Source organism: Methylobacterium sp. UNC300MFChir4.1 (assembly GCF_900110155.1).
Lineage (GTDB): Bacteria > Pseudomonadota > Alphaproteobacteria > Rhizobiales > Beijerinckiaceae > Methylobacterium.
This window is the reverse complement of sequence record NZ_FOCS01000016.1, coordinates 1-23,778: the sequence shown is the minus strand read 5'-3', so window position 1 is coordinate 23,778 and position 23,778 is coordinate 1. Positions and strand designations below refer to the sequence as shown.

Genomic DNA, 23,778 nt, shown 5'->3' with positions numbered 1-23,778 from the left:
CGCGCCCGGACCGAGCCGCCGGATGTCCGCCGACCTGCCCGCGGCCGCGACCCTGAGCCGCCTCGACCTGAAGACGCTCCGGCTGTTCGCGGCCATCTGCGCGGAGGGGACCCTGAACGGCGCGGCCCGCCGGGCGGCGATCGCGCCTTCGGCGGTGAGCAAGCGCCTCGCCGAGCTCGAGCACGCGCTGGGCTGCACCCTGCTCACCCGCGAGCCGCGCGGCATGCGGCTCACCCCGGCGGGCGAGACCCTGCTGCACCACACCCGGCGGATGCTGGCGAGCGCCGAGCAGATCGCCCTGGAACTCGCCGAGCACGCCCGGGGCGTGCGCGGCTTCGTGCGGGTGCTCGCCAACCTCTCGGCCATCGTGGAGTTCCTGCCCGAGGACCTGCAGGCGTTCCTGGCGGCGCAGGACGGGATCCGGGTCGACCTGGAGGAGCGGCCGAGCGGCGGCGTCGTCGCCGGCGTCGAGGAGGGCTTCGCCGATCTCGGCCTCTGCGCGGACAACACCGACACCCGCAGCCTCACCGCCTACCCGTACCGGAGCGACCGCCTTGTCCTGGTGATGCCGGCCGGACATCCCCTGAGCGGCCGCGGCGCCGTCGCGCTGGCCGACACCCTCGACTACGACCATGTCGGGCTGCATGCGGAGAGCTCGATCTACGCCGCCCTGCGCGACGAGGCCCGGCGCCTCGGCCGGCCGCTGCGGCTGCGCATGCACGTCCCGAGCTTCGACGCGATCTGCCGCATGGCGCAGGTCGGGCTCGGCCTCGGGACCGTGCCGGAGCGCGTCTACGCCCTGCTCGGCCCCCCGATGCGGCTCGCCGCGGTGCCGCTCACCGATCCCTGGGCCGTGCGCACGCTGCGCCTCGTCGTCCGCCCGGGCGCCCTGTCGCCCGCGGCCGCCCTCCTGCTGGAGCATCTCCGGGAGGCCGGGCGCTGAGCCCGCGTTCTCCGTCGGCGAACGCACGGTGGTGCATGGCGTTTGGACTTGGCTACCGGAAGAGCCCTATCTCCGGGGCAACAAACGATGGAGGAAAGCCGTGTCCGGTCCGCTCAGCGGTATCCGCGTTCTCGAGCTCGGTCAGCTGATCGCCGCGCCCTTCGCGACGCGGCTGATGGCCGAGTTCGGCGCCGAGGTCATCAAGGTCGAGCCCCCGGGTGAGGGCGATCCCCTCCGGAAGTGGCGCAAGATGCACGAGGGCACCTCGCTCTGGTGGTACCTGCAGTCGCGCAACAAGAAGTCGATCGCCGTCAATCTGAAGTCGCCCGAGGGGCTCGACATCGTCAAGCAGCTCGCCGCGAGCGCCGACGTGGTGGTCGAGAACTTCCGTCCCGGCGGCCTGGAGAAGCTCGGCCTCGGCTGGGACGTGCTCTCCGCCCTCAACCCGAAGCTCGTGATGGTCCGGATCTCCGGCTACGGCCAGACCGGCCCCTACCGCGACCGGCCCGGCTTCGGCGCCATCGGCGAGTCGATGGGCGGGATCCGCTTCACCACCGGCAGCCCGGAGGCCCCGCCGGCCCGGGTCGGCGTCAGCATCGGCGACACCCTGGCCTCGCTCCACGGCGTCATCGGCGCGCTGATGGCCCTGCTGCGGGTCAAGACCGGGCAGGGCGCCGGTCAGGTCATCGACGTCTCGCTCGTCGAGAGCGTGTTCAACGTCATGGAGAGCCTCGTCCCGGAATACGACCTGCTGGGCGAGGTCCGCACCCGCACCGGCGGCGCCCTGCCGGGCATCACCCCGTCGAACACCTACCCGACGCGGGACGGCGGCTACGTGGTCATCGCCGGCAACAGCGACCCGATCTTCCGCCGCCTGATGACGGCGATCGGCCGGCCCGACCTCGCGGACGACCCGGCGCTGCGCAACAACGAGGGCCGCTCCAGGCAATCCGCCATGCTGGACGGCACCATCGCCGACTGGTCGAAGACGCAGACGGTCGAGGAGGCGCTCGCCGCCCTCGACGCCGCCGACGTGCCGGCCGGCCGCATCTACTCGGTGGCCGACATCGTGGCCGACCCGCATTATCAGGCGCGCGACATGATCCTGCAGGCGGAGCTGCCCGGCGGGACCGCGGTGAAGATGCCCGGCATCGTCCCGAAGCTCTCCGACACGCCCGGCGAGGTCCGCTGGCAGGGGCCGGCCCTCGGCGCCCACACCGATTCCGTGCTCGCCGAGCTCGGTCTCGACCCGGCGCGCATCGCCGCGCTGCGCGAGAAGGGAGCCGTGGCATGAGCGGCGACGCGCTGATCGTCCAGGAGGTCGCGACCCGCGACGGCTTCCAGATCGAGCCGGTCTTCGTGCCGACGGCGGAGAAGATCCGCCTGATCGACGCCCTGGCGGCGGCCGGCTTCAGCCGGATCGAGGTCTCGTCCTTCGTCTCGCCGAAGGCGGTGCCGGCGCTCGCCGACGCGGCCGAGGTCTTCTCCGGGATCCGGCGCCGGTCCGGGACCGTCTACGTCGCCCTGGTGCCGAACCCGAAGGGCGCCGAGCGGGCGCTCGCCGCCAGGGTCGACGAGATCAACCTCGTCGCCTCGGTGAGTGAGACCCACAACCGCGCCAACATGGGCATGAGCCCGGCCGACTCGATCGCCGGCTTCGCGCGGATCATGGATTCGGTGCGCGGCGCCCCACTCAGCACCAACGCCACGGTGGCGACCGCCTTCGGCTGCCCGTTCGAGGGCGACCAGCCGGCCGACAGGGTCGTCGCGCAGGTGGAGCGCTACCTGTCGCTGGGCGTCGACGGGGTGACGCTGGCCGACACGACCGGCATGGCCAATCCCCGGCAGGTGAGCCGCCTCGTCGCGCGGGTCCTGCCCCTGGTCGGTCCCGGGCGCCTGACGCTCCACTTCCACAACACGCGCGGCCTCGGCCTCGCCAACGTGCTGGCGGCCTACGACGCGGGCGCCCGGCGCTTCGATGCGGCGCTCGGCGGCCTGGGCGGCTGCCCGTTCGCGCCCGGTGCCACCGGCAACATCTGCACCGAGGATCTCGTCAGCATGGCCCACGAGATGGGCCTGCCGACAGGCCTCGACCTCCCGGCGCTGATCGGCCTGTCGCGGGACCTGCCGCGCCTCGTCGGCCATGACGTGCCCGGCCAGGTCGCCAAGGCCGGACGGCCCTGCGACCTGCATCCGGCCCCCGCCCGGGCGGCCTGAGCCGGAGACGGGGAGGGGCGGGCTCACAATGGCCCGCCCCACGCTTTGGACGCGACGCGCTCCCTCTCCCGTTCGGGAGAGGGTCGGGGTGAGGGATGAGAACTCTCCGGATGCGGCACACCGTCGACGCGCCGGCAGGACGCTTCTCATCCGGACAGACCTGATCCCTCACCCTGTCCCTCTCCCGCACGGGAGAGGGTACCCGCGCCTCGTCCGGCGAAGGCGGCGTCGCCGTCGTGTGCCGTGAGCTGCGCCCGAACCTGACTTCGCGGGAAGCCGCCCGCCCGAAGGCGGCACCGCCCACGACACGTCCCTCAAGAACACACCACGGAGGAAACCATGACCGCAGCCCTGTCCGGGTCGCCGGCCGCCGCCGAGGCCGGCGCGGTGACGGAGACCGGCGTCGTCCGCAAGGTCGCGTGGCGGCTCATGCCGCTGATCATGATCTGCTACATGTTCGCGTTCTTCGACCGCATCAACATCAGCTTCGCCAAGTTCCAGCTCCAGAGCGACCTCGGCTTCAGCAACGTCGCCTACGGGCTCGGCGCGAGCATGTTCGTCGTCGGTTACGTGATCTTCGAGGTGCCCTCGAACCTGTTCCTCTACCGGGTCGGGGCGCGGCGCTGGATCGCCCGGATCATGATCTCCTGGGGCATCGCCACCGCGCTGATGATCTTCATCCGCAGCGAGTGGCACTTCTACGCCCTGCGCTTCCTGATCGGCGCCATGGAGGCGGGCTTCGCGCCGGGCATCCTCTATTACCTGACCATCTGGTTCCCGGCCTCGCATCGCGGCCGCATCACCTCGTTTATGTTCGTGGCCTCGGCCTTCTCGGGGATCTTCGGGGCGCCGGTGGCGGGCCTGATCCTCGGCGGCCTCAACGGCGTCGGCGGCCTCGCCGGCTGGCAATGGCTGTTCCTGGCCGGCGGCCTGCCCTGCCTCGTGCTCGGAATGCTCGTGCTGACGCGCCTCGACGACCGGATCGCCGATGCCCGCTGGCTGTCCGAGCCCGAGAAGGCGCTCCTGTCGAGCCGGATCGCACACCACAACCGGGACATCGGCGACCACTCGCTGATCGGGGCGATCAAGCAGCCCGGCTTCCTGATGATCGCGCTGATCTACTTCCTGCTCCAGATCGGCTCGTACGGCCTGAATTTCTGGGGGCCGGACCTGATCAAGACTGCGAGCGGCGGGCAGGCGGCCTCGGTGGGGTTCCTGACGGCGATCCCCTACATCTGCGGGGCGATCAGCATGGTGGTGATCGGGCGCCTGTCCGACGCCTCGGGCGAGCGGCCGAAATTCGTCGCGGGCCTCGCCATCGCGGCGGCGCTCGGCTTCTTCGGCGCCGGCCTGTTCGACAAGCATATCGTGCCGCTGATGTTCGCCCTGGCGCTCCTCGGCGCCGGCATCGTCGCCTCGATCCCGACCTTCTGGACGCTGCCGGCCAAGCTCGTCACCGGCGTCGGCGCGGCGGGCGGGATCGCGCTGATCAACACCCTCGGGCAGTTCGGCGGCATCGTCAGCCCGGTTATGGTCGGCTGGGTGAAGGATCTCACCGGCTCGACGACGCCCGCGCTCTACGGGATCGGCGTGCTCTGCCTCGTCGCCGCCGGGCTGGCGCTCTTCGCCATGCCGGCGAGCCTGCGCCGGAGCGACCGCGCGGCGTGACATGGACCGCCGCCCCGGCGCGGCCGGTGCGGCGGGTCGCGTCTGGCCCCGGAGCGGGGCCAGACGGGCGTCGCCGCACGCCGCGCGGGCGGGATCGGTCAGGCGCGCGACCGCCGCGACCGAGCGGTCCCGGATCGGCGCCGGGCCCCCCGAGGTTGCGTGCCGCCGGGATCGGCCGATGCCGATATCCGTTCAGACGCCGATCTCAGCGACCGAAATCTGTGAACGTATCAGTAACCATGGCGGGAATGCCGCCGGTTGCGCGGTGGAGCAAAAAACCTCGCGCTGCCGGACAAACCGCTGGCCGCTCATATTGTATATTATCTGCAACCTCAAGAAACGGAGTGAAATCAACTTGAGGTAGAAATCCCTCGGCTGGCCCGTCGCCTCGGTTTCGTCCCGCAAAGCCCGCGCGAGCGGGTCCACCGGAGACGGAGCGCGCGGATCGGGATGCCCTCGAACAGCGATGTCTCAGATGGACCACCTCACCGACCACCGTTCAACCTTCATGCTGGAGAAGGTCGGCGCGATCGTCGCGGCCTACGTCTCGCGCAACGCGATCGAGGTCACGGCGCTGCCGGCGCTGATCGACCAAGTGCACACGGCGATCGCGGTGCTCCGCTGCGCGCCGTCGGAGTTCGGCGGGGTCGGGCTGAGCCAGTCGCAGGTCGACGCCTCGATCCAGCAGGACGGCCTGATCAGCTTCATCGACGGCCGGTCGTACCAGACCCTGAAGCGCCACCTCACCGCGCACGGCCTCACCCCCGAGCGGTACCGGGCGAAGTACGGCCTGCCGGCCGACTACCCGATGGTGGCCCCGGGCTACGCCGCGCGGCGCTCGGAGATCGCCCGGGCGATCCAGCTCGGCCACAAGGCGGCCTGAGCGATGGCGCCCGACGCTTCCGCGGATCCGGCCCGGGACCGCGCGCCGTCCCCGGGGGCGGCGCGCACGAGCGACGCCCTGAGCCGCATCGCCGGCATCCTCGACGTGCCGGTGGCGAGCTTCTACCCGGATGCCGACCGGCCCGACGCGGCCATGACCCAGGCGGCCGACCTCGTCTCGGCCTTCGTGGCGATCGATAGTCCGGCGGCGCGCCGGACCTGCCTGGCCTTCGTGCGGGCGATGGCGAGTTCCTGAAGCGCCGGGGCGCGCTGCGGGAAGCCGGAGACCTGGTCGCTTCGTCGGGGGGCGGAGCGCGGTCTCCGGCCCGTCCGGCCGGGCCCGCGTCAGAACAGGTGGCGCAGGAGGTAGAACAGAGCGGCCGCGAGGGTGATCGCCGCCGGCAGGGTCAGGATCCAGGCGAGCGCCATGTTGCGCACCGTGGACATCTGGAGCCCCGAGCCGTTGGCCGCCATCGTGCCGGCGACGCCCGACGACAGGATGTGGGTGGTCGAGACCGGCAGGCCGTAGAGCTCGGCCAGCCCGATCGTGCCGGCGGCGACGATCTCGGCCGAGGCGCCCTGCGCGTAGGTCAGGTGGGTCTTGCCGATCTTCTCGCCCACCGTGACGACGATGCGCTTCCATCCGACCATGGTGCCGAGACCCAGCGCCAGGGCGACGCAGACCTTCACCCAGCCCGGGATGTAGCGCGTGCCGTCGTTGAGCAGGCCCGCGTAGCGCTTCAGGTCGGCCTTGTCGGCCTCCGAGAAGTCCGCCCCGGCGCCCGGCAGGACGCGCACCGCGTCGGCGGCGAGGTACATGTCGCTGCGCAGGTTCTGGGTCTGGGCAGCCGGCACCGTGCGGATCGCGCCGTAATTCTTCACGCTGGCGGCGATGTCGTCCGAGAGCGCCGCCAGCGCCGCGTAGACGGGCGGCGTGTTCAGCGCCTTGGTCTTGAGCGCCTCCGTCACGGTCCGGCGCGCGGCGGCGGCGTCCGGAACCGCCGCGCCGGGGGCGCGGGCGGAGAACACCGCGCTCGCCGCCGTCGAGGCCTGCACGAAGGCGGGCGTCGTGTCGTCCGCCATGGTGCGGTTGAGCGCGTAGGCGGTGGGGGCGGCGCCGATCAGGATCAGCATGATCAGGCCCATGCCCTTCTGCCCGTCATTGCCGCCGTGGAAGAACGAGACCAGCGTGCAGGTGAGGATCAGCAGGCCGCGGATCCACGGGGGCGGCGGCGCCTCGCCCGCGGGCGCCTCGTAGAGGTCCCTGCGGCGGACCGTGACCTTCAGGGCGAGCAGCAGCAGCGCCGCGAGCACGAAGCCGCAGACCGGGGAGAACAGCAGCGCCTTGAACACGTTGAGCGCCTGGGTCCAGTCGACGCCCGCGGTGCCGTCGCCGCCGTTCATCAGCTGGTTGGCGAGGCCGACGCCGAGCACCGAGCCGATCAGCGCGTGGGACGACGAGTTCGGCAGCCCGAACGCCCAGGTCCCGAGGTTCCAGATGATGGCCGCCAGCAGCAGCGCGAAGATCATCGCGTAGCCCGCGTGCGAGCCGACGTTGAGGATCAGCTCGACCGGCAGCAGCGTGACGATCGCGTAGGCCACGGCGCCCGAGGACAGCATCACGCCGAGGAAGTTGAACACGCCCGACCAGATCACCGCGACGAGCGGCGGCATCGAGTGCGTGTAGATCACCGTGGCGACCGCGTTGGCCGTGTCGTGGAAGCCGTTCACGAACTCGAAGGCGAGGGCGATCAGCAGGGCGAGGCCGAGCAGCGCGAAGGCGCCGTAGGCCAGGGGCGCTTCCCCGACCGCGTTCATGTCCGCGATGAGGCTCACCACCGCGTAGCCCAGGCCCGCCACGAGGACGAGGAGGAACGCGACGACACCGCCGAGATGCATCCCGTGGTCGAGGCGCGGGCCGCCCGCCTGCCGGCCTTTCACCGCCCCCGACGGCATCACGGCGGTATCGGACATGAACCCTCGCGCGGAATCTTTCGTGGTGAGCGGGGATTAAAACCGCGCGGTGACGGTTGGGTGACGGCCCGCGACGCCGCGCGTCGGCGAGCGTGTCCGAGAGCGTGTCCGAGAGCGTGTCCGAGAGCGTCGGGCGGCGCTGTCACACGCCTGACGCGGTCCGGCCGCTAGCGGACCGGACCGCTCGCCCGATCGCACGAGGGATCCGCATGATTGACGCCACGGTGCCGGCCCTGTCCCTCGGCGCGCTCCTGGCCGTCGTCCAGATCGGCAGCATCGCCGTCGCGGCCCGGCGCCTCGGCCGGGACCACGGCCCGTCGCGGTTCCCGGACGGCGCGCCCGTCTCCCTGGTCCGCCCCCTGCGCGGGGTCGAGGCCTACAGCGAGGAGATGCTCCTCCGCAGCTTCCGTCTCGACTACCCGTCCTACGAGCTGATCTTCTGCGTGGCCGACCCGGCCGACCCGATCGTCCCGATGGTGGAGCGCCTGATCGAGGCCCACCCGCACGTGCCCGCCCGCCTGATCCTCGGCGACGAGCGCGTCAGCGCGAACCCGAAGCTCAACAACTGCCTGCGCGGCTGGCGCGCCGCCGCCCACGACTGGGTGGTGCTCGCCGATTCCAACGTCGCCATGCCGCCGGACTACCTGCAGCGGCTGCAGGCGGCGTGGCGCGCCGATACCGGCCTCGTCTGCTCCACCCCGGCCGGCGCCCGCCCGGGCAGCTTCATGGCGGAGGTGGAGTGCGCCTTCCTGAACACCCTGCAGGCGCGCTGGCAATACGCCGCCGAGGCCTTCGGGCTGGGCTTCGCGCAGGGCAAGAGCATGCTCTGGCACAAGCCCTTCCTGGAGGCGCAGGGCGGCCTCCAGGCGCTCGCGGCCGAGATCGCCGAGGACGCGGCCGCCACCAAGCTCGTGCGTGCCGCCGGCAAGCGGGTCCACCTCGTGGCGAGCCCGTTCGAGCAGCCGCTCGGCCCGCGCGGCTTCCGGGAGGTCTGGTCGCGGCAGCTGCGCTGGGCGCGCCTGCGCCGCGTGACCTTCCCGCTGTTCTTCGCCCCCGAGATCGGCAGCGGCGTCCTGCTGCCGGCGCTCCTCGTCGCCCTCTGGGCTGGAAGCCTCGCGGGCCTCGCGGGCGCTGCCGGCCTCGCCGCCCTGTGCTATGCCGCCGAGCACCGGCTCGCGGTCCGCGCGGGCTGGCACCGCTCGCCCCGCACGCTGGCCGCCTTCCTGGCGCGCGATGCCCTGATCCCGGCGATCTGGGTCGGCGCCTGGATGCGGAGCGCCATCGTGTGGCGGGGCAATGCCATGGACGTGCGCCCCCGGCGGGCCGCCGACGCGCGCACCTACGCGCCGACGGCCTGACCGCCCGGCGATCGGAGACCCTGACGTGTCGCGCCGCTACGCCCTCTACTGGCTGCCCGCCCCGGATTCGCGCCTCGAAGCCTTCGGCCGGGCGATCCTCGGCACCGACAACGTCACCGGGCTGCCGGTGCCGCACCCGGAGGGGCTCGGCGATCTCGCACCCGTCACGGCGGGCGCGCGGGTCTACGGGTTCCACGCCACCCTCAAGGCGCCGCTGCGCCTCGCCCCGGGCACCGGGGAGGCCGACCTCGTGGCCGCCGCCCGCGCCCTCGCGGCCGCGCACCCGCCGGTGGCGGTGGGGCCGCTTCGGGTCGCCGCCCTCGGGCCGTTCCTCGCCCTGGTGCCGGAGACACCCCCGCCGGAGCTCGGGCTCCTCGCCGCCGAGTGCGTCGCCGCCCTCGACCCGTTCCGGGCACCGCTCACGGAGGCCGAGCGCGCCAAGCGCCGGCCGGAGCGCCTCGACCCGCGCGGCCGCGCGCTCCTCGACCGCTGGGGCTACCCCTACGTGTTCGAGGCCTTCCGCTTCCACATGACCCTGACCGACGCCCTGCCGGAGGCGGAGCGCGACCTCTGGCACCGGCGCCTGTCCGAGGCCTACGCCGCCGCGGGACCGGAGCCCCTGCGGATCGACGCCGTCAGCCTCCTGACCCAGGACGGGTCGGGGCCGTTCCGGCTCCTGGCGCGCCTGCCCTTCGGAGAGGCCCGTGGTTGACCGCCCCCTCGGCCTCGAACCCGCGCTCGATCCGAGCGCCCGGGTCGTCGACAGCCGCCTCGGCCGCTACACCGAGGTCGGCGCCCGCACCCGCCTCACCGAGACGACCCTCGACGACTATTCCTACATCGGTGAGGACGGCGAGGTGATCTACACCGCGATCGGCAAGTTCTGCTCGATCGCCGCCAGCGTGCGGATCAATCCCGGCAACCACCCGATGGAGCGGGCGTCGCAGGCGCACTTCACCTACCGGGCCCGCGCCTACTGGCCGGAGGAATCGGACGAGCCCGCCTTCTTCGACCGGCGCCGGGCGAACCCGGTGGCGATCGGCCACGATGTCTGGATCGGCCACGGCGCGGTCGTCCTGCCCGGGCGCACGATCGGCACCGGCGCGGTGGTGGGGGCGGGCGCCATCGTCACCCGCGACGTCGAGCCCTACACGATCGTCGTCGGCAATCCCGCCCGGCCGGTCCGGCGCCGCTTCCCCGAGGCCGTCGCGGACCGTCTGACTCGCTTGGCGTGGTGGGACTGGGACCACGAGCGCCTGCGCCGGGCGCTGCCGGATTTCCGCGGGCTGCCCATCGAAGCATTCCTGGAGCGCCACGAAGATTAAGTCGGCTATCGAAAAGCCGAGATGCTGCGCCGGCAAATATAATCGTTCCGAATACGTCATCCAATCGTCGTCAAACCGGCGTCTACGTGCGGCCGTTCCCCGGCGGATGGTGGCATGCTGGTTATCGAGGATCTCACGCGCCAGTACGGCGACCGACGCGCCGTCGACGGCGTGTCGCTCCGGATCGAGCCCGGCAGCTTCGTCGGGGTGATCGGCCGGTCCGGTGCCGGCAAGTCGACGCTGCTGCGCCTCATCAACCGGCTGGCGGATCCGAGCTCGGGACGCATCCTCCACGACGGCCGCGAGGTCACCACCCTGCGCGGCCGCCCGCTGCGCGAGTGGCGCACCCGCTGCGCCATGATCTTCCAGCAATTCAACCTCGTCGGCCGGCTCGACGTCATGACCAACGTGCTGATGGGGCGCCTCAGCCACGTGCCGACCCACCGCGCCCTGCTCCGGCAATGGTCCGCCGAGGACCGGGCCATGGCCCTCGCCGCCCTGGAGAGCTTCGACATGGGCGAGTTCGCCGGCCAGCGGGCCGACGGCCTGTCGGGCGGCCAGCAGCAGCGCGTCGCCATCGCCCGCGCCCTCGTGCAGGAACCCGAGATCCTGCTCGCCGACGAGCCGGTCGCCTCGCTCGACCCGCGCAACACGCGGCTCGTGATGGACGCGCTCGCCGACGTGAACCGGCGCTACGGCATCACGGTGCTGTGCAACCTGCACTCCCTCGACCTCGCCCGCGCCTACTGCGACCGCCTCGTCGGCCTCGCGGCCGGGCGGGTCGTGTTCGAGGGCGGCCCCTTCGACCTCACCGAGGACGTGGCGCGCCGGCTCTACGGCCTGGAGGCCGGCGAGGTGCTGGACGATTCCGCGCAGCGCGAGGCGGAGCAGCGGGCCGCGATGCCGGGCCGGCCCGGTCTCGTGCCGGTCCGCCCGGTCCGCGAGGCCGCCCTCGGCGCCTGATCCGGGCCCCGGGCCCCAACAAGCACCGCCAGAGCGCACCGCCAGAGTGCACCGCCAGAGCGCACCGTCTTGGAAACGCCCGACCGGCCTCCGGCCGGCCGAACCTCGCCGACGCCACGAAGGACGACCCGATGATCACCCGACGCACCCTCGCCGCCGCCGCGGCCCTCGCCCTCCTCGGCCTGCCGGCCGCCGCCCAGGACTGGAAGGCCCAGTATCCGGAGTTGACGCTGGGCGTGATCCCGGCCGAGAACGCCTCGGGCACCGCCGACCGCTGGGCGCCGCTCACCGCCTACCTGACCAAGACGCTCGGCGTGCCGGTCAAGCTGCGGGTGGCGAGCGACTACGCCGCCGTGATCGAGGGCCAGCGCGCCGGCAACATCCAGATCGCGTGGTACGGGCCGGCCTCGTTCGCGCGGGCCGTGATGACCGGCGTCAAGATCGAGCCGATCGTCAACCAGAAGCACGAGACCGGCGCCTCGGGCTACTATTCGGTGGTCTACGTGCTGGCCTCCAGCCCCTACAAGACCGTCGAGGATCTCAAGGGCAAGAACCTCGCGCTGGTCGATCCGAACTCCACCTCCGGCAACCAGGCGCCGCGCTTCTTCCTGAAGCGGGCCGGCTACGACGTCGAGAAGTTCTTCGGCAAGACCTTCTACGCGGGCAGCCACGAGAACGCCGTCCTGGCGCTCACCCAGGGCACGGCCGACGCCGCCGCCAACCTGTGGAACTCCGAGACCGACACGATGGTCACCCGCATGGCCGCCAAGGGCATGCTCAAGAAGCCCGACGGCACGCCGATGCAGCAGTCGGACTTCCGGGTCGTGTTCAAGTCCGACTTCCTGCCGGAGGGGCCCTTCGCCGTGCTGGCGAGCCTGCCGGACGACCTGAAGGCCAAGATCCGCGACGCCTTCGTGGCCCTGCCGAAGGCCGACAAGGCCGCGTTCGACCGGCTCTCCGACGGCAAGGACCAGGATCTCACGCCGGTGACCCTCAAGGATTACCAGCCGATCATCGACATGCTGCGGTTCAACGACGAGCAGCGTCGGAAGTCCTGATCCGGAGCCGCCCGCCTTGCGCGGTCTGACACCCCTGTCGCCGGAGCGGGCAGCCGCCCTCTCCGGCCTCTACGCGGCGGCGACCGGCGAGGCCCGCCGCCGCACGCTGGCGGGCTTCGCCCTGGTGGCGGCGCTCGCCGTGGTCGCGGGCCTGATCGCCGAGGTGCGGCCGCTGGTCTTCGCCGAGAACATCGGCAAGTTCACCGCCTACATCCAGCAGATCCTGCCGCCGATCAGCCTCGAGCACCCGCTGGAGGACGTCCGCGCCTGGTACTGGGGCCTGCCCAAATGGCTGGGCCTGCTGGGCGAGACCCTGCTCATGGCCTATCTCGGGACGCTGCTCGGGGGGCTGGCGGGCTTCGCCCTCAGCTTCGTGGCCGCCGCCAACCTCGTGCGGTCGCGCGTGCTGCGCGTCGGCGCCAAGCGCCTCTTGGAACTGTGCCGCACCGTCCCCGAGGTCGTGTTCGCGCTGATCTTCGTCATCGCCTTCGGCCTCGGCCCGATGGTGGGCGTGCTCGCCATCGCGATCCACACCACGGGCGCGCTGGGCAAGCTGTTCTCCGAGGTGGTCGAGAACATCGACATGCGGCCCGTCGAGGGCCTGTCGGCCTCGGGCGCGACCTGGGTCCAGACGGTGCGCTTCGCGGTCCTGCCGCAGGTGCTGTCGAACTTCGCCTCCTACGCGCTGCTGCGCTTCGAGATCAACGTGCGCGGCGCCGGGGTGATGGGCTTCGTCGGCGCCGGCGGCATCGGCCAGGAATTCCTCGTGGCGATCCGCAATTTCTACTACGCGGACGTGAGCGCGATCCTCGTGCTGATCATCCTGACCGTCTTCTGCATCGACCTCGTCACCGAGCGGGTCCGCCACCGCCTGATCGGCGCGGAGCACGCCCGATGAGCGCGCGTCCCGAGACCCTGCGAGCGGCGGCCCGGGCCGACCTCGGCCGCCTGCGCGCGCGCTACCCCGCGCAGTTCCGCACCGACTGGCCGGGGCGGGCGCGGCTCGCCGCCCTGCTCGTCGTCCTGGTGGGACTCGCGGCGCTCGGCTACTGGCGCCTCGACTTCTCGGTGGCGCGGATCCTCCACGGGCTCGGGCGGCTCGGCACCTTCGCGGTGCTGATGCTGCCGCCATCGCCGGAGGGCCAGTTCTGGACCTTCCTGCACGCGCTGGGCGAGACCCTCGGCATCGCCTTCCTGGGCACGCTGACGGCGGCGATCCTCTCCTTCCCGGTGGCGTTCCTGGCGGCGCGGAACGTCGTGCCCAACCCGTTCGCGCGGTTCGCGGTCCGCCGCGGCCTCGACGTGATGCGCTCGGTCGACGTGCTGATCTGGGCGCTGATCTGGATCAACGTCGTCGGCCTGGGCCCGTTCGCCGGGGCGCTCGCGATCGCGTGCTCGGATTTCGGCGCGCTCGGCAAGCTGTTCTCGGAGGCGATCGAGACTTGCGACAAGCGGGCCGGCGAGGGCGTCGTCGCCTCGGGCGGCTCGGCGCTCCACCGCATCCGCTTCGGGCTGATCCCCGGGGTGCTGCCGGTGCTGGCGAGCCAGGTTCTCTACTTCTTCGAGTCGAACACCCGCTCGGCGACGATCATCGGCATCGTCGGCGCGGGCGGCATCGGCCAGTACCTCACCGAGCTGATCCGCGTGCTGGAGCTGCAGCAAGTCGCATTCCTGGTTCTGATGATCCTCGTGACCGTGGCGGCGATCGACTGGGTCTCGACCCGCCTGCGCCGGGCGATCATCGGGCCGGCGGCGCGCTGAGGGAGGCCTCGGCTTTCCGGCATCACGCGCGGAGCGCAATGACCCAGGGTCGCGCTGCCCCGGGTCGCTTCGCTCCGCTCGCGAGGACGGAGTGCCGAGGCCCTCGCGCGGACATCGCGCGGACATCGCGCGGAGGTCGCGCGGAGGTCGCGCGGACATCGCATCACCCGCCGATCACCAGCTCCACGCGGTCGGCGGCGAACAGGGTGCGGTTCGCCTGGATCGGCACGCCGGCGGGATCGATGTTGACGCTCGACACCACCAGCACGACCCGCGCCGGCGCGATGTCGAGGCGCTGCGCCTCCGCGGAGTCCGCGGGGCGGGCCCGGATCCGCGTCGAGAGCCGGGTGTAGTCGTGGACGCCGCAGGTCGCGAAGGCCCGGGTGATCGAGCCGCGCGCCGCGTAGGCCTCGGCGAAACCCGCGAAGCGCGGCAGCGGCAGCCAGGTCAGCGCCGTCGAGAGCGGGGCGCCGTCCGCCCGGTGGACCGTCAGCAGCTCCAGGATCGGCGCGCCGGGGGCGAGGGCCAGGGACGCCGCCTGCTCGGTCCCGGCCGGGACCGTGGTCGCCGCGACGAGGTCGCCCCAGGCCTCGCGCCCGGCCCCGGCGACGATCTCGGAGAAGCGCGTGCGCGGCCCGATCGGGTAGGCGAGCGGCGCCTCCTCCACGAAGGTGCCCCGGCCCTGGCTGGCGCGCACGAGCCCGCCCTCGGCCAGCGCCGCGAGGGCGCGCCGCACCGTGTGCCGGTTCACCGCGAACCGCGTCGCCAGGGCGGCCTCGGCGGGGAGCTGCTGTCCCGGCGCGTAGCGTCCCGCCGCGATCTCGGCCGTCAGCGCGTCGGCGATCTGCCGCCACGCCGTCAGCCCCTCGCCCCGGACGAGGCCGGCCGCCTGCTCCTGCGCATCCATCCTGTCATCCAAACTTCATTTGTGCGACGCACGCCAGTTGTCTATACACCTAGACAACCGAGCGACGAAGGGATTCGCGATGACGACGACCCCGAGACATCCGGGATCCGAGGGCGAGACCGCGGCGCGCCAAGCGGTCATGGCCCTCTGTGCCGAGGCGAGCCGCGCGGATCTCGAGGCGGCCCTCGAGGCGGCCGTGTCGGGCCTCGAAGCCCCCGCGGCCGCGGACCTGCGTCCGCCTGAGACCGGTCTCGTGATGGCGTCGGGCCGGATCGGCGGCGACGGTCGCCCGTTCAATCTCGGCGAGGTCAGCGTGACCCGGGCCGCCATCCGCCTCGCGGACGGTCCGGCGGGCTTCGCCTACCATCTCGGCCGCGACCGCGCGAAGGCGCGGCTCGCCGCGATCCTCGACGCCCTCTGGCAGGATCCGGTTCGGCGCGCCCGGGTCGAGGCCGCCCTGGAGCCCGCCGCCCGGCGGCTCGCGGCCTCCCGGGATCGGGCCGCCCGGCGCACGGCCGCCACCCGGGTCGACTTCCTGACCCTCGCCCGCGGAGAGGATTGAGCATGCTCGCCCCCGGCTTCGCCGACCCGGTTCACGACGCGCAGGACACGTTCCGCGCCGTGATGGACGCCCTCGCCCGCCCCGGACGCGTCCGGCCCCTCACGCCGGACCTCGCGCCGCCCGCGCCCCTGACGCCGGAACTGGCCGCCGTCGCGCTGACGCTCACCGATGCCGACACGCCGGTCTGGCTCGATCCGGCCCTCGCCGCGGCGCCGGAGGTCGCGGAATACCTGCGCTTCCACACCGGCGCGCCGCTCACCGGCGACCCGGCCGCGGCGGCCTTCGCGCTGGTCAGCGACCCGGCGCGCTGCCCGCCGCTGGCGGAGTTCGCCGCCGGGACGCCGGCCTATCCCGACACCGCCACGACGCTGGTGCTCGCCCTCGACGCGCTCGCGGAGGGGGAGGGGCTGCGCCTGTCCGGCCCCGGCATCCGGGGCACCGCCGGGATCGCGCCGGCGCCCCTGCCGGACGGCTTCGCGGCGCAGCTCGCGGGGAACCGGGCGGCCTTCCCCCTCGGCGTCGACCTGATCCTCACGGCGCCCGGCCGCGTGGCCGGCCTGCCGCGCTCCACGACGGTGACGGAGGCCTGATCCATGTACGTGGCCGTGAAGGGCGGCGAGGCCGCCATCGACAACGCCCACCGGCTCCTCGCCGAGGCCCGCCGCGGCGACCCCGCGGTGCCGGAGCTCTCCGTCGAGCAGATTCGGGAGCAGATGGCGCTGCTCGTCGACCGGGTCATGACTGAGGGCTCGCTCTACGATCCGGACCTCGCGGCTTTGGCGCTCAAGCAGGCGCGCGGCGACGTCGTCGAGGCGGTGTTCCTGGTCCGCGCCTACCGGACCACGCTGCCGCGCTTCGGCGCCTCCGCCCCGGTCGACACCGGCGCCATGGCGGTCGAGCGCCGGATCTCCGCGACGTTCAAGGACCTGCCCGGCGGGCAGGTGCTCGGGCCGACCTTCGACTACACCCACAGACTGGTCGACTTCGCGCTCGCGGCCGAGTCCGAAGCCGGGATCGAGCCCGCCGCCGAGGCCGCGCCGCGCGCCGATGCCGGCACCTGCCCGCGGGTCACCGACCTGCTGGCCCGGGACGGCCTGATCGAGCCCTCGCCCCCGGACGACGGCGCGCCCGCGGGCGACCTCACCCGCGAGCCGGTGGACTACCCCGCTGACCGGGCGCTCCGCCTTCAGGCGCTGGCCCGGGGCGACGAGGGCTTCGTGCTCGGCCTCGCCTACTCGACGCAGCGCGGCTACGGCCGCACCCACCCGTTCGTCGGCGAGATCCGGGTCGGGGAGGTCGCGGTCGAGTTCGTGCCCGAGGAACTGGGCTTCGCGGTGCCGCTCGGCCGGGTGCGGCTGACCGAGTGCCAGATGGTCAACCAGTTCAAGGGCTCGGGGGCGGCCCCGCCCCAGTTCACCCGCGGCTACGGGCTGAGCTTCGGGCAGAGCGAGCGCAAGGCCATGGCGATGGCCCTGGTCGACCGGGCGCTCCGCGCGGAGGAGCTGGGCGAGCCGGTGGCGAGCCCGGCCCAGGATCAGGAATTCGTGCTGGCCCACTGCGACAGTCTCCAAGCGACCGGCTTCGTCGAGCACCTGAAGCTGCCCCACTACGTCGACTTCCAGGCCGAGCTGGAGCTGGTTCGCCGGCTACGTACCGAGTTCGAGCGCGGGTCCGACACCGTCGAGATGCAGGAGGCCGCCGAATGAGCGCCGCGATCGCGCACCGCCCGGAGAGCGAACCGGGCTACAACTTCGCCTATCTCGACGAGGGCACGAAGCGGATGATCCGCCGGGCCATCCTCAAGGCCATCGCGGTGCCGGGCTACCAAGTGCCCTTCGCCTCCCGCGAGATGCCGATGCCCTACGGCTGGGGCACCGGCGGCGTGCAGGTGACGGCCGCGATCCTCGGCCGCTCGGACGTGCTGAAGGTCATCGACCAGGGCGCCGACGACACCACCAACGCGGTCTCGATCCGCCGCTTCTTCGCCAAGACCTCCGGGGTGGCCACCACCACCCGCACCGCGGAGGCGACGGTGATCCAGACCCGCCACCGCATCCCCGAGACGCCGCTCACCGAGGGGCAGACCCTCGTCTACCAAGTGCCGATCCCCGAGCCCCTGCGCTTCCTCGAGCCCCGCGAGACCGAGACCCGCCAGCTCCACGCGCTGGCCGAGTACGGCGCCATGCACGTGAAGCTCTACGAGGACATCAGCCGCCACGGCCACATCGCCACCACCTACGCGTACCCGGTGGAGGTGGCGGGCCGCTACGTGATGGACCCGTCGCCGACGCCGAAATTCGACAACCCCAAGATGGACGACTGCCCGGCGCTCCAGCTCTTCGGCGCGGGCCGCGAGCGGCGGATCTACGCGGTGCCGCCCTACACGCGGGTGCGGAGCCTCGACTTCGAGGACCACCCGTTCCGGATCCAGGCGTTCGAGCATCCCTGCGCGCTGTGCGGTGCCGAGGGCGTCTATCTCGACGAGGTGCTGCTCGACGATGCGGGCCGGCGCATGTTCGTCTGCTCGGACACCGACCATTGCGAGGGGCGCCGCGCGGACGGCCATGTCGGCACGGGGGACGCGGCATGAGACGCGCTATGACCGACCTCACGGTCCGCCGGGCCGGGAAACCTGACCTGCCCGCGATCCTCGACCTCTACGCCGAGCTGAATGGCGGGCGGGTGGCGACCCTGGCACACGCCGGGGCGCTGCTCGACCGGCTCGCGGCCTATCCCGATTACGGGCTCTACGTGGCCGAACGCGACGGCGCTGTCGTCGGCACCTTCTGTCTCGTCATCCTCGACAACATCGCCCACTGGGGCACGCCCTCGGCGCTCGTCGAGAGTGTCGTGGTCGCGTCCCGGCACCGCGGCGGCGGTCTCGGCCGGGCGATGATGCACGAGGCGGCCCGGCTCGCCGAGGCGCGGGGCTGCTACAAGCTCGCCCTGTCGTCGAACGTCGACGCCAAGCCGGCCCACGTCTTCTACGAGAGCCTCGGCTTCGAGCGCTACGGCTACAGCTTCCGCCTCGATCCCCCCTTCCTGCCCGACGCCGCGGAGGCGACCCGATGAGCGAATCCCTGCTTCAGGTCCGCGGCCTGACCAAGCGCTACGGCGCCCGCCTCGCCTGCGCCGACGTGTCGTTCGACCTCGTGCCCGGCGAGGTGCTGGCCATCGTGGGCGAGTCCGGGTCCGGCAAGTCGACGCTGCTCTCCCTCATCGCCACCGAGCTGGCGCCCGATTCCGGGACGGTCGCCTACCGGATGCGCGACGGCGCGCTGCGCGACCTCGGCACCCTGAGCGAGGCCGGGCGCCGGGCGCTGATGCGCACCGAGTGGGGCTTCGTCCGCCAGGACGCGGCCCAGGGCCTGCGCATGGCGGTCTCGGCCGGCGGCAATGTCGGCGAGCGGCTGATGGGGCTCGGCGACCGCCACTACGGCCGGATCCGCGCCCAGGCCCTCGACTGGCTCGGCCGCGTCGAGATCGCCGCCGACCGGATCGACGACCCGCCGACGCGGTTCTCCGGCGGCATGCGCCAGCGCCTGCAGATCGCCCGGAACCTCGTCACCGGTCCCCGCCTGGTGCTGATGGACGAGCCGACCTCCGGCCTCGACGTCTCGGTCCAGGCCCGGCTCCTCGACCTGATCCGCCGGCTCTCGGCCGAGCTGGGGCTCGCGGTGATCATCGTCACCCACGACCTCGCGGTGGCGCGGCTCCTCTCGCACCGGATCATGGTCATGCGCGCCGGCCGGGTCATCGAGACCGGCCTCACCGACCGGGTGCTCGACGATCCCGAGCACGCCTACACCCAGCTCCTCGTCGCCTCGGTGCTCGCCGCATGACCGCGCTTCTGACCTTCCAGGACGTCGCCAAGAGCTTCACCCTGCACCTGCGCGGCGGCGTCGTGCTGCCGGTGGTGGGCGATGTCAGCTTGTCCGTGGAGCCCGGCGAGTGCGTGGTGCTCGGCGGCCCGTCCGGCGCGGGAAAATCCTCGCTGCTGAAGATGGCCTACGGCAACTATCGCTGCGACGGCGGCGCGATCCTGGTCCGCGACGGCGCGACGGTCGTGGACGTCGTCCGGGCCGACCCGCGTGCGGTCCTGGCGCTGCGGGCCCGGGTCATCGCCTACGTGTCGCAGTTCCTCCGGGTGATCCCGCGGGTCCCGGCCCTCGACGTCGTCGAGGCCGCGGGCCGCGAGGGCGGATTGCCCGAGGCGGCGGCGCGCGCGCGGGCCGAGACCCTGCTGGCCCGGCTCAACCTGCCGGAGCGCCTCTGGAGCCTGCCGCCCGCGACCTTCTCGGGGGGCGAGCAGCAGCGGGTCAACATCGCCCGGGGCCTGATCGCCGACCGGCCGCTCCTGCTCCTCGACGAGCCCACCGCCTCCCTGGACGCGGAGAACCGCGCCGTGGTGGCCGAGCTCGTGCGCGAGAAGCTCCGGGCCGGGGCGGGCGTGCTCGGCATCTTCCACGACAGCGAGATGCGCGACGCTGTGGCGACCCGGGTGGTCGATGTCACCCGCTTCGCGCCGCGCGCCCGGGCAGCCTGAGGATCCTCACGATGGACGACTTCATCCTCGAGAACGCGACCCTGGTCCTGCCGGACCGGGTGCAGCGCGGCTGGCTCGCGGTCTCGGACGGGGCGATCGCCGAGATCGGCGAGGGACGCCCGCCCGCGCGCGGCCTCGATCTCGGCGGCGACCACCTGATCCCCGGGCTGATCGAGCTGCACACCGACCATCTGGAGAGCCATTTCGCGCCGCGCCCGAAGGTGCGCTGGCACCCCCTCGGCGCCGTCCTGGCCTACGACGCGCAGATCACCGCCTCGGGCATCACCACGGTGTTCGATTCGCTGCGCGCCGGCAGCGACCCGGACGGCAGCGGCCTCGGCTCCGAGCTGGAGCAGCTCGCCGGCGCCATCGCCGCCGCACGGGCCGGGGACCTGTTCCGGGCCGAGCACTTCACGCACCTGCGCTGCGAGCTGCCCTCCCTGGACGTGCTCGACACGGTGGCGGACTTCACGGCCCGCTACCCGGTGGGGCTGATCTCGCTGATGGACCACACGCCCGGCCAGCGGCAGTTCCGCGACATGGAGAAGTACTACACCTACGCCACCCGGGGCGGCCGGCCCATGGAGGAGATCCGCGCCAACACCGAGCGCAAGGTCCGCGACGGGCGGGCGCTCAACGCGAAGAACCGGCCGGCCCTCGTCCAGTTCGCCCGCGAGATGGGCATCCCGCTCGCGAGCCACGACGACACCACCCTGGCCGACGTTGACCTCGCGGTCGGCGAGGGCGTGCGGCTGGCCGAGTTCCCCACCACCCTGGAGGCGGCCGAGGCCGCGCACAGGCTGGGCATCACCGTGATGATGGGCGCGCCGAACCTGATTCGCGGCGGCTCGCATTCCGGCAACGTCGCGGCCCTGGCGCTGGCCGAGGCCGGGCACCTCGACATCCTGTCGTCGGACTACGTGCCGGCGAGCCTGCTGATGGCGGCCTTCCTGCTGCCCGAGCAGGCGCCCGGGATCACGCTGCCCGCGGCGCTCGCCACCGTCACGTCGAACCCCGCCCGCGCCACCGGCCTGACCGATCGCGGCGCCCTGGCGCCCGGGCTGCGGGCCGACCTCGTGCGCGTGCAGCGGGCCGAGGGCGTGCCGGTGGTCCGCCAGGTCTGGCGCGCCGGCCGGCGGGTCGCCTGATGGCGGGCTGCCTCGTCCTCGTGGTCGGCCCGAGCGGGGCCGGCAAGGACACGTTGATCCGGCTCGCCCGGGCGGCGCTCGCCGACGACCCGCGCTACGTCTTCCCGCGCCGCCTCGTCACCCGCCCGCCCTCGGCCGACGAGGACAACGACGAGATCGACGAGGCCGCCTTCGCCGAGGGCTGCGCGGCCGGGCGCTTCACCCTGAGCTGGCGCGCCCACGGCCTCGGCTACGCGCTCCCGGAGGCGGTCGGCCGGCGGGTCGCGGAAGGCCACGTGGTGGTCTGCAACGTCTCGCGCCGCGTCGTCGCGGGGGCGCGGGAGTCCGGCCGGCGGGTGAGCGTCGTCGAGATTACGGCGCCGCCCGAGATCCTGGCGCGGCGCATCGCCGCCCGCGGCCGCGCGCAGGACGGCGACCTGGCCGCGCGTCTCGCCCGCGAGGGCAGCGTCACCGCGGACCTGACGATCCTCAATACCGGCGCCGCGGATGAGGCGGCCGCGCGGCTGGTCGCGCACCTGCGCGCCTGCTGACGCGGCTCTCGGCGGCTCGGGCCGCGATCCCGGTCGCGGTTCGCGGGGCGCGATCCGGGTCTCACGCGCCGGCCGCGCGGCGCGCGCGACCCACGAAAAAGGGCGGGCGCCGATGCCGGAACCCGCCCTCGCTGGGATCCGCCGGGGAGCCCCCGGGGTCGTCCGACTCAGATGCCGCCGAACTTGTAGTTGAAGCCGGCGCGGACGATGCTGCCCTCGGTGCGGAAGCGCGAGATGTACGCGCCGTTGCCCACGCCCGGGACCGCGCCGACGAGCACGTTCTGGCTGCCGAGGTCGTAGTGCAGGTACTCGGCCTTCACCGTGATGGCGTCGTACTTGATGCCGATGTAGCGGCCGAGCGCGAAGGTGTTCAGGAAGCTGTCGGTCGGCAGGGCGAACTCGATGCCGCCGCCGTAGGCGAAGCCGGTCTTGAAGTCGTCGTAGCGGCCGGCGAACTGCAGGCGGCCGCCCGGGGTGTAGAAGTTGGCGTCGTGGAACACGTTGCCGTAGGCGAGGCCGCCCATCCCGTAGACCAGGACGCGGTCGAAGGCGTAGCCGACGCGGCCGGTGAGGGTGCCGAGCCAGTCGAGGCTCTGGCGGAACTGGCTGATGTTCGGCGGGCCGCCGGCGACGTTGCCGGTGCCGAGCACGACCCGGTTCTTGGTGATGTCCGTCCAGTCGATGCTGTTGGCGATACCGACGACGATGCCGGCGCCCGGCGTGAACTGGTAGTTGTAGCCGGCGGTGCCGCCGATGTTGGCGAAGCCGTCCTGCGAGGTCGAGGTCGCGAACGGGCGGCGGCCGAGGGCGACGTTGGTGGCGTTGCCGGGCTGGACGCCGACGGTCGTGATGCGCTCACGGTCGGTGAAGGTGTAGGCGGACTCGAGACCGGCGTAGAAGCCCGTCCAGGTGAAGACCGGCACCGGCGTGAAGACCGGCGGCGGGGCGGCGCGACGCGGCAGGTCGGCGGCGGAGGCGGCCGTCGTGACCAGGGCCGTCGCGGCGGTGGCGAGGAGGAGCTTCTTCATCATGGCGGGGGTCCGAGGTGACGCGTTGTTGTCGCCACTTAAGCTCGGCCGCACGGATCCCGCTATGCCCGCGAAGCCACACTGTGGCGCGAAAGCGGCGCGGATACTGCCTGTGATTGATCTTTCTCCGTTCAAGACTCGCATCCGCAGCTTGACAGCGCGGTCAGTCGGCGGGCCCCCGCGCGTCGCGGAGCTTGATCCCTGGCGGCCGACCCTCTAAGCGGACCGCGTTTTTCGCCCCTGTCGGAACTTCGGGGCGGCGGACCAGGATTCGGGGCCCTTGCGTGGTCCCCGCCGCAGGAATGGGAATCATGGGCAAGGAAAAGTTCTCCCGCACCAAGCCGCACTGCAACATTGGCACGATCGGCCACGTCGATCACGGCAAGACGTCTCTGACGGCGGCGATCACGAAGGTCCTGGCCGAGACGGGCGGGGCGACGTTCACGGCCTACGACCAGATCGACAAGGCGCCTGAGGAGAAGGCGCGCGGGATCACGATCTCGACGGCGCACGTGGAGTACGAGACGCAGAACCGTCACTACGCGCACGTGGACTGCCCCGGCCACGCCGACTACGTGAAGAACATGATCACGGGCGCGGCGCAGATGGACGGCGCGATCCTGGTGGTGTCGGCGGCCGACGGCCCGATGCCGCAGACCCGCGAGCACATCCTGCTGGCCCGCCAGGTCGGCGTCCCGGCGCTGGTGGTGTTCCTCAACAAGGTCGACATGGTCGACGACGAGGAGCTCTTGGAGCTGGTCGAGCTGGAGGTGCGCGAGCTGCTCTCCAAGTACGACTTCCCGGGCGACGACATCCCGATCACCAAGGGCTCGGCGCTGATGGCGCTCGAGGACAAGGAGCCGAAGATCGGCAAGGAGGCGGTCCTGGCGCTGATGGCGACCGTGGAC

The 23,778-nt window shown here is 72.6% G+C and carries 26 protein-coding genes; 23 read left to right on the top strand and 3 right to left on the bottom strand.

The genetic code is table 11. From position 1 onward, the window contains the following. The first annotated feature begins 22 nt into the window (after positions 1-22). The 6 genes from BMY19_RS20225 (at position 23) to BMY19_RS20195 (ending at position 5,966) form a co-directional block, all read left to right on the top strand. Positions 23-943 (top strand): LysR family transcriptional regulator, encoded by a 921-nt coding sequence (locus BMY19_RS20225; RefSeq protein ID WP_100252749.1) that lies wholly within the window; start codon positions 23-25, stop codon positions 941-943. Positions 944-1,043: 100 nt separating this feature from the next. Further along, positions 1,044-2,237, top strand: a complete 1,194-nt coding sequence (locus BMY19_RS20220; protein WP_020093779.1) for a CaiB/BaiF CoA transferase family protein — start codon at positions 1,044-1,046, stop codon at positions 2,235-2,237. Continuing rightward, on the top strand, positions 2,234-3,160 hold the full coding sequence (locus BMY19_RS20215) for a hydroxymethylglutaryl-CoA lyase (protein ID WP_020093778.1): 927 nt from the start codon (positions 2,234-2,236) through the stop codon (positions 3,158-3,160). Before BMY19_RS20220 ends, BMY19_RS20215 begins: the two co-directional genes overlap by 4 nt. A gap of 339 nt (positions 3,161-3,499) precedes the next feature. After that, complete coding sequence (locus tag BMY19_RS20210) at positions 3,500-4,828, top strand: MFS transporter (protein WP_056523767.1); 1,329 nt, start codon at positions 3,500-3,502, stop codon at positions 4,826-4,828. 475 nt (positions 4,829-5,303) lie between these two features. Continuing rightward, complete coding sequence (locus BMY19_RS20200) at positions 5,304-5,711, top strand: Ros/MucR family transcriptional regulator (protein WP_020093775.1); 408 nt, start codon at positions 5,304-5,306, stop codon at positions 5,709-5,711. Between the two features lie 3 nt (positions 5,712-5,714). Beyond that, positions 5,715-5,966, top strand: a complete 252-nt coding sequence (locus BMY19_RS20195) for a hypothetical protein (RefSeq protein WP_100252747.1) — start codon at positions 5,715-5,717, stop codon at positions 5,964-5,966. An 89-nt stretch (positions 5,967-6,055) separates the two neighbouring features. On the opposite strand, the gene BMY19_RS20190 is transcribed toward BMY19_RS20195, so the two are convergent. Further along, the gene (locus BMY19_RS20190; protein ID WP_100252746.1) at positions 6,056-7,684 is read right to left on the bottom strand and encodes an inorganic phosphate transporter; all 1,629 of its coding nucleotides are present in this window, start codon (positions 7,682-7,684) and stop codon (positions 6,056-6,058) included. 209 nt (positions 7,685-7,893) lie between these two features. Between BMY19_RS20190 and BMY19_RS20185 the strand changes: the two genes are divergently transcribed. From BMY19_RS20185 to phnE (BMY19_RS20155), 7 genes are all read left to right on the top strand, one after another. After that, the gene (locus BMY19_RS20185) at positions 7,894-9,042 is read left to right on the top strand and encodes a ceramide glucosyltransferase (RefSeq protein ID WP_100252745.1); all 1,149 of its coding nucleotides are present in this window, start codon (positions 7,894-7,896) and stop codon (positions 9,040-9,042) included. Between the two features lie 25 nt (positions 9,043-9,067). Beyond that, on the top strand, positions 9,068-9,754 hold the full coding sequence (locus BMY19_RS20180) for a DUF1045 domain-containing protein (protein ID WP_091980041.1): 687 nt from the start codon (positions 9,068-9,070) through the stop codon (positions 9,752-9,754). After that, complete coding sequence (locus tag BMY19_RS20175) at positions 9,747-10,367, top strand: LbetaH domain-containing protein (RefSeq protein WP_100252744.1); 621 nt, start codon at positions 9,747-9,749, stop codon at positions 10,365-10,367. Before BMY19_RS20180 ends, BMY19_RS20175 begins: the two co-directional genes overlap by 8 nt. 114 nt (positions 10,368-10,481) lie before the next feature. Further along, positions 10,482-11,330, top strand: coding sequence for a phosphonate ABC transporter ATP-binding protein (gene phnC, locus BMY19_RS20170; protein WP_020093769.1), 849 nt, complete (start codon positions 10,482-10,484; stop codon positions 11,328-11,330). 131 nt (positions 11,331-11,461) lie between these two features. Continuing rightward, the gene (gene phnD / locus BMY19_RS20165; protein WP_012320793.1) at positions 11,462-12,388 is read left to right on the top strand and encodes a phosphonate ABC transporter substrate-binding protein; all 927 of its coding nucleotides are present in this window, start codon (positions 11,462-11,464) and stop codon (positions 12,386-12,388) included. A 16-nt stretch (positions 12,389-12,404) separates the two neighbouring features. Further along, on the top strand, positions 12,405-13,286 hold the full coding sequence (phnE, locus tag BMY19_RS20160; protein ID WP_020093767.1) for a phosphonate ABC transporter, permease protein PhnE: 882 nt from the start codon (positions 12,405-12,407) through the stop codon (positions 13,284-13,286). After that, entirely contained in the window at positions 13,283-14,149 is an 867-nt protein-coding gene (phnE, locus tag BMY19_RS20155) for a phosphonate ABC transporter, permease protein PhnE (RefSeq protein ID WP_100252743.1), read from the top strand. Before phnE (BMY19_RS20160) ends, phnE (BMY19_RS20155) begins: the two co-directional genes overlap by 4 nt. A 163-nt stretch (positions 14,150-14,312) precedes the next feature. On the opposite strand, the gene phnF is transcribed toward phnE (BMY19_RS20155), so the two are convergent. Beyond that, positions 14,313-15,056: a phosphonate metabolism transcriptional regulator PhnF gene (gene phnF, locus BMY19_RS20150; RefSeq protein ID WP_100252742.1), complete on the bottom strand. Its 744-nt coding sequence runs from the start codon at positions 15,054-15,056 to the stop codon at positions 14,313-14,315. Positions 15,057-15,135: 79 nt separating this feature from the next. On the opposite strand from phnF, the gene phnG reads away from it, so the two are divergent. From phnG to phnN, 9 genes are read left to right on the top strand one after another with little or no spacing between them, the layout of a single operon-like run. After that, entirely contained in the window at positions 15,136-15,618 is a 483-nt protein-coding gene (gene phnG, locus BMY19_RS20145; protein ID WP_091980051.1) for a phosphonate C-P lyase system protein PhnG, read from the top strand. A gap of 2 nt (positions 15,619-15,620) precedes the next feature. Beyond that, a complete protein-coding gene (phnH, locus tag BMY19_RS20140) occupies positions 15,621-16,208 on the top strand; it encodes a phosphonate C-P lyase system protein PhnH (protein WP_100252741.1) in 588 nt (195 codons plus the stop codon). Positions 16,209-16,211: 3 nt separating this feature from the next. Continuing rightward, complete coding sequence (locus tag BMY19_RS20135) at positions 16,212-17,324, top strand: carbon-phosphorus lyase complex subunit (RefSeq protein ID WP_100252740.1); 1,113 nt, start codon at positions 16,212-16,214, stop codon at positions 17,322-17,324. Then, positions 17,321-18,208: an alpha-D-ribose 1-methylphosphonate 5-phosphate C-P-lyase PhnJ gene (locus BMY19_RS20130; RefSeq protein WP_020093761.1), complete on the top strand. Its 888-nt coding sequence runs from the start codon at positions 17,321-17,323 to the stop codon at positions 18,206-18,208. The genes BMY19_RS20135 and BMY19_RS20130 overlap by 4 nt, the downstream gene beginning before the upstream one ends. Positions 18,209-18,216: 8 nt before the next feature. Beyond that, positions 18,217-18,690: a GNAT family N-acetyltransferase gene (locus BMY19_RS20125; protein WP_100252739.1), complete on the top strand. Its 474-nt coding sequence runs from the start codon at positions 18,217-18,219 to the stop codon at positions 18,688-18,690. Further along, on the top strand, positions 18,687-19,460 hold the full coding sequence (gene phnK, locus BMY19_RS20120) for a phosphonate C-P lyase system protein PhnK (protein ID WP_100252738.1): 774 nt from the start codon (positions 18,687-18,689) through the stop codon (positions 19,458-19,460). Before BMY19_RS20125 ends, phnK begins: the two co-directional genes overlap by 4 nt. Next, a complete protein-coding gene (gene phnL, locus BMY19_RS20115; protein WP_100252737.1) occupies positions 19,457-20,164 on the top strand; it encodes a phosphonate C-P lyase system protein PhnL in 708 nt (235 codons plus the stop codon). The genes phnK and phnL overlap by 4 nt, the downstream gene beginning before the upstream one ends. A gap of 11 nt (positions 20,165-20,175) precedes the next feature. Next, entirely contained in the window at positions 20,176-21,312 is a 1,137-nt protein-coding gene (locus BMY19_RS20110) for an alpha-D-ribose 1-methylphosphonate 5-triphosphate diphosphatase (RefSeq protein ID WP_100252736.1), read from the top strand. Further along, positions 21,312-21,842: a phosphonate metabolism protein/1,5-bisphosphokinase (PRPP-forming) PhnN gene (phnN, locus tag BMY19_RS20105; RefSeq protein WP_100252735.1), complete on the top strand. Its 531-nt coding sequence runs from the start codon at positions 21,312-21,314 to the stop codon at positions 21,840-21,842. The genes BMY19_RS20110 and phnN overlap by 1 nt, the downstream gene beginning before the upstream one ends. Before the next feature lie 167 nt (positions 21,843-22,009). Here phnN and BMY19_RS20100 read toward each other — a convergent pair whose 3' ends face one another. After that, complete coding sequence (locus BMY19_RS20100; RefSeq protein WP_020093755.1) at positions 22,010-22,873, bottom strand: outer membrane protein; 864 nt, start codon at positions 22,871-22,873, stop codon at positions 22,010-22,012. A 308-nt stretch (positions 22,874-23,181) separates the two neighbouring features. Here BMY19_RS20100 and BMY19_RS20095 point away from each other — a divergent pair. After that, positions 23,182-23,778 (top strand): GTP-binding protein (locus tag BMY19_RS20095; protein WP_139215651.1); only part of this gene is annotated, 597 nt, incomplete at its 3' end.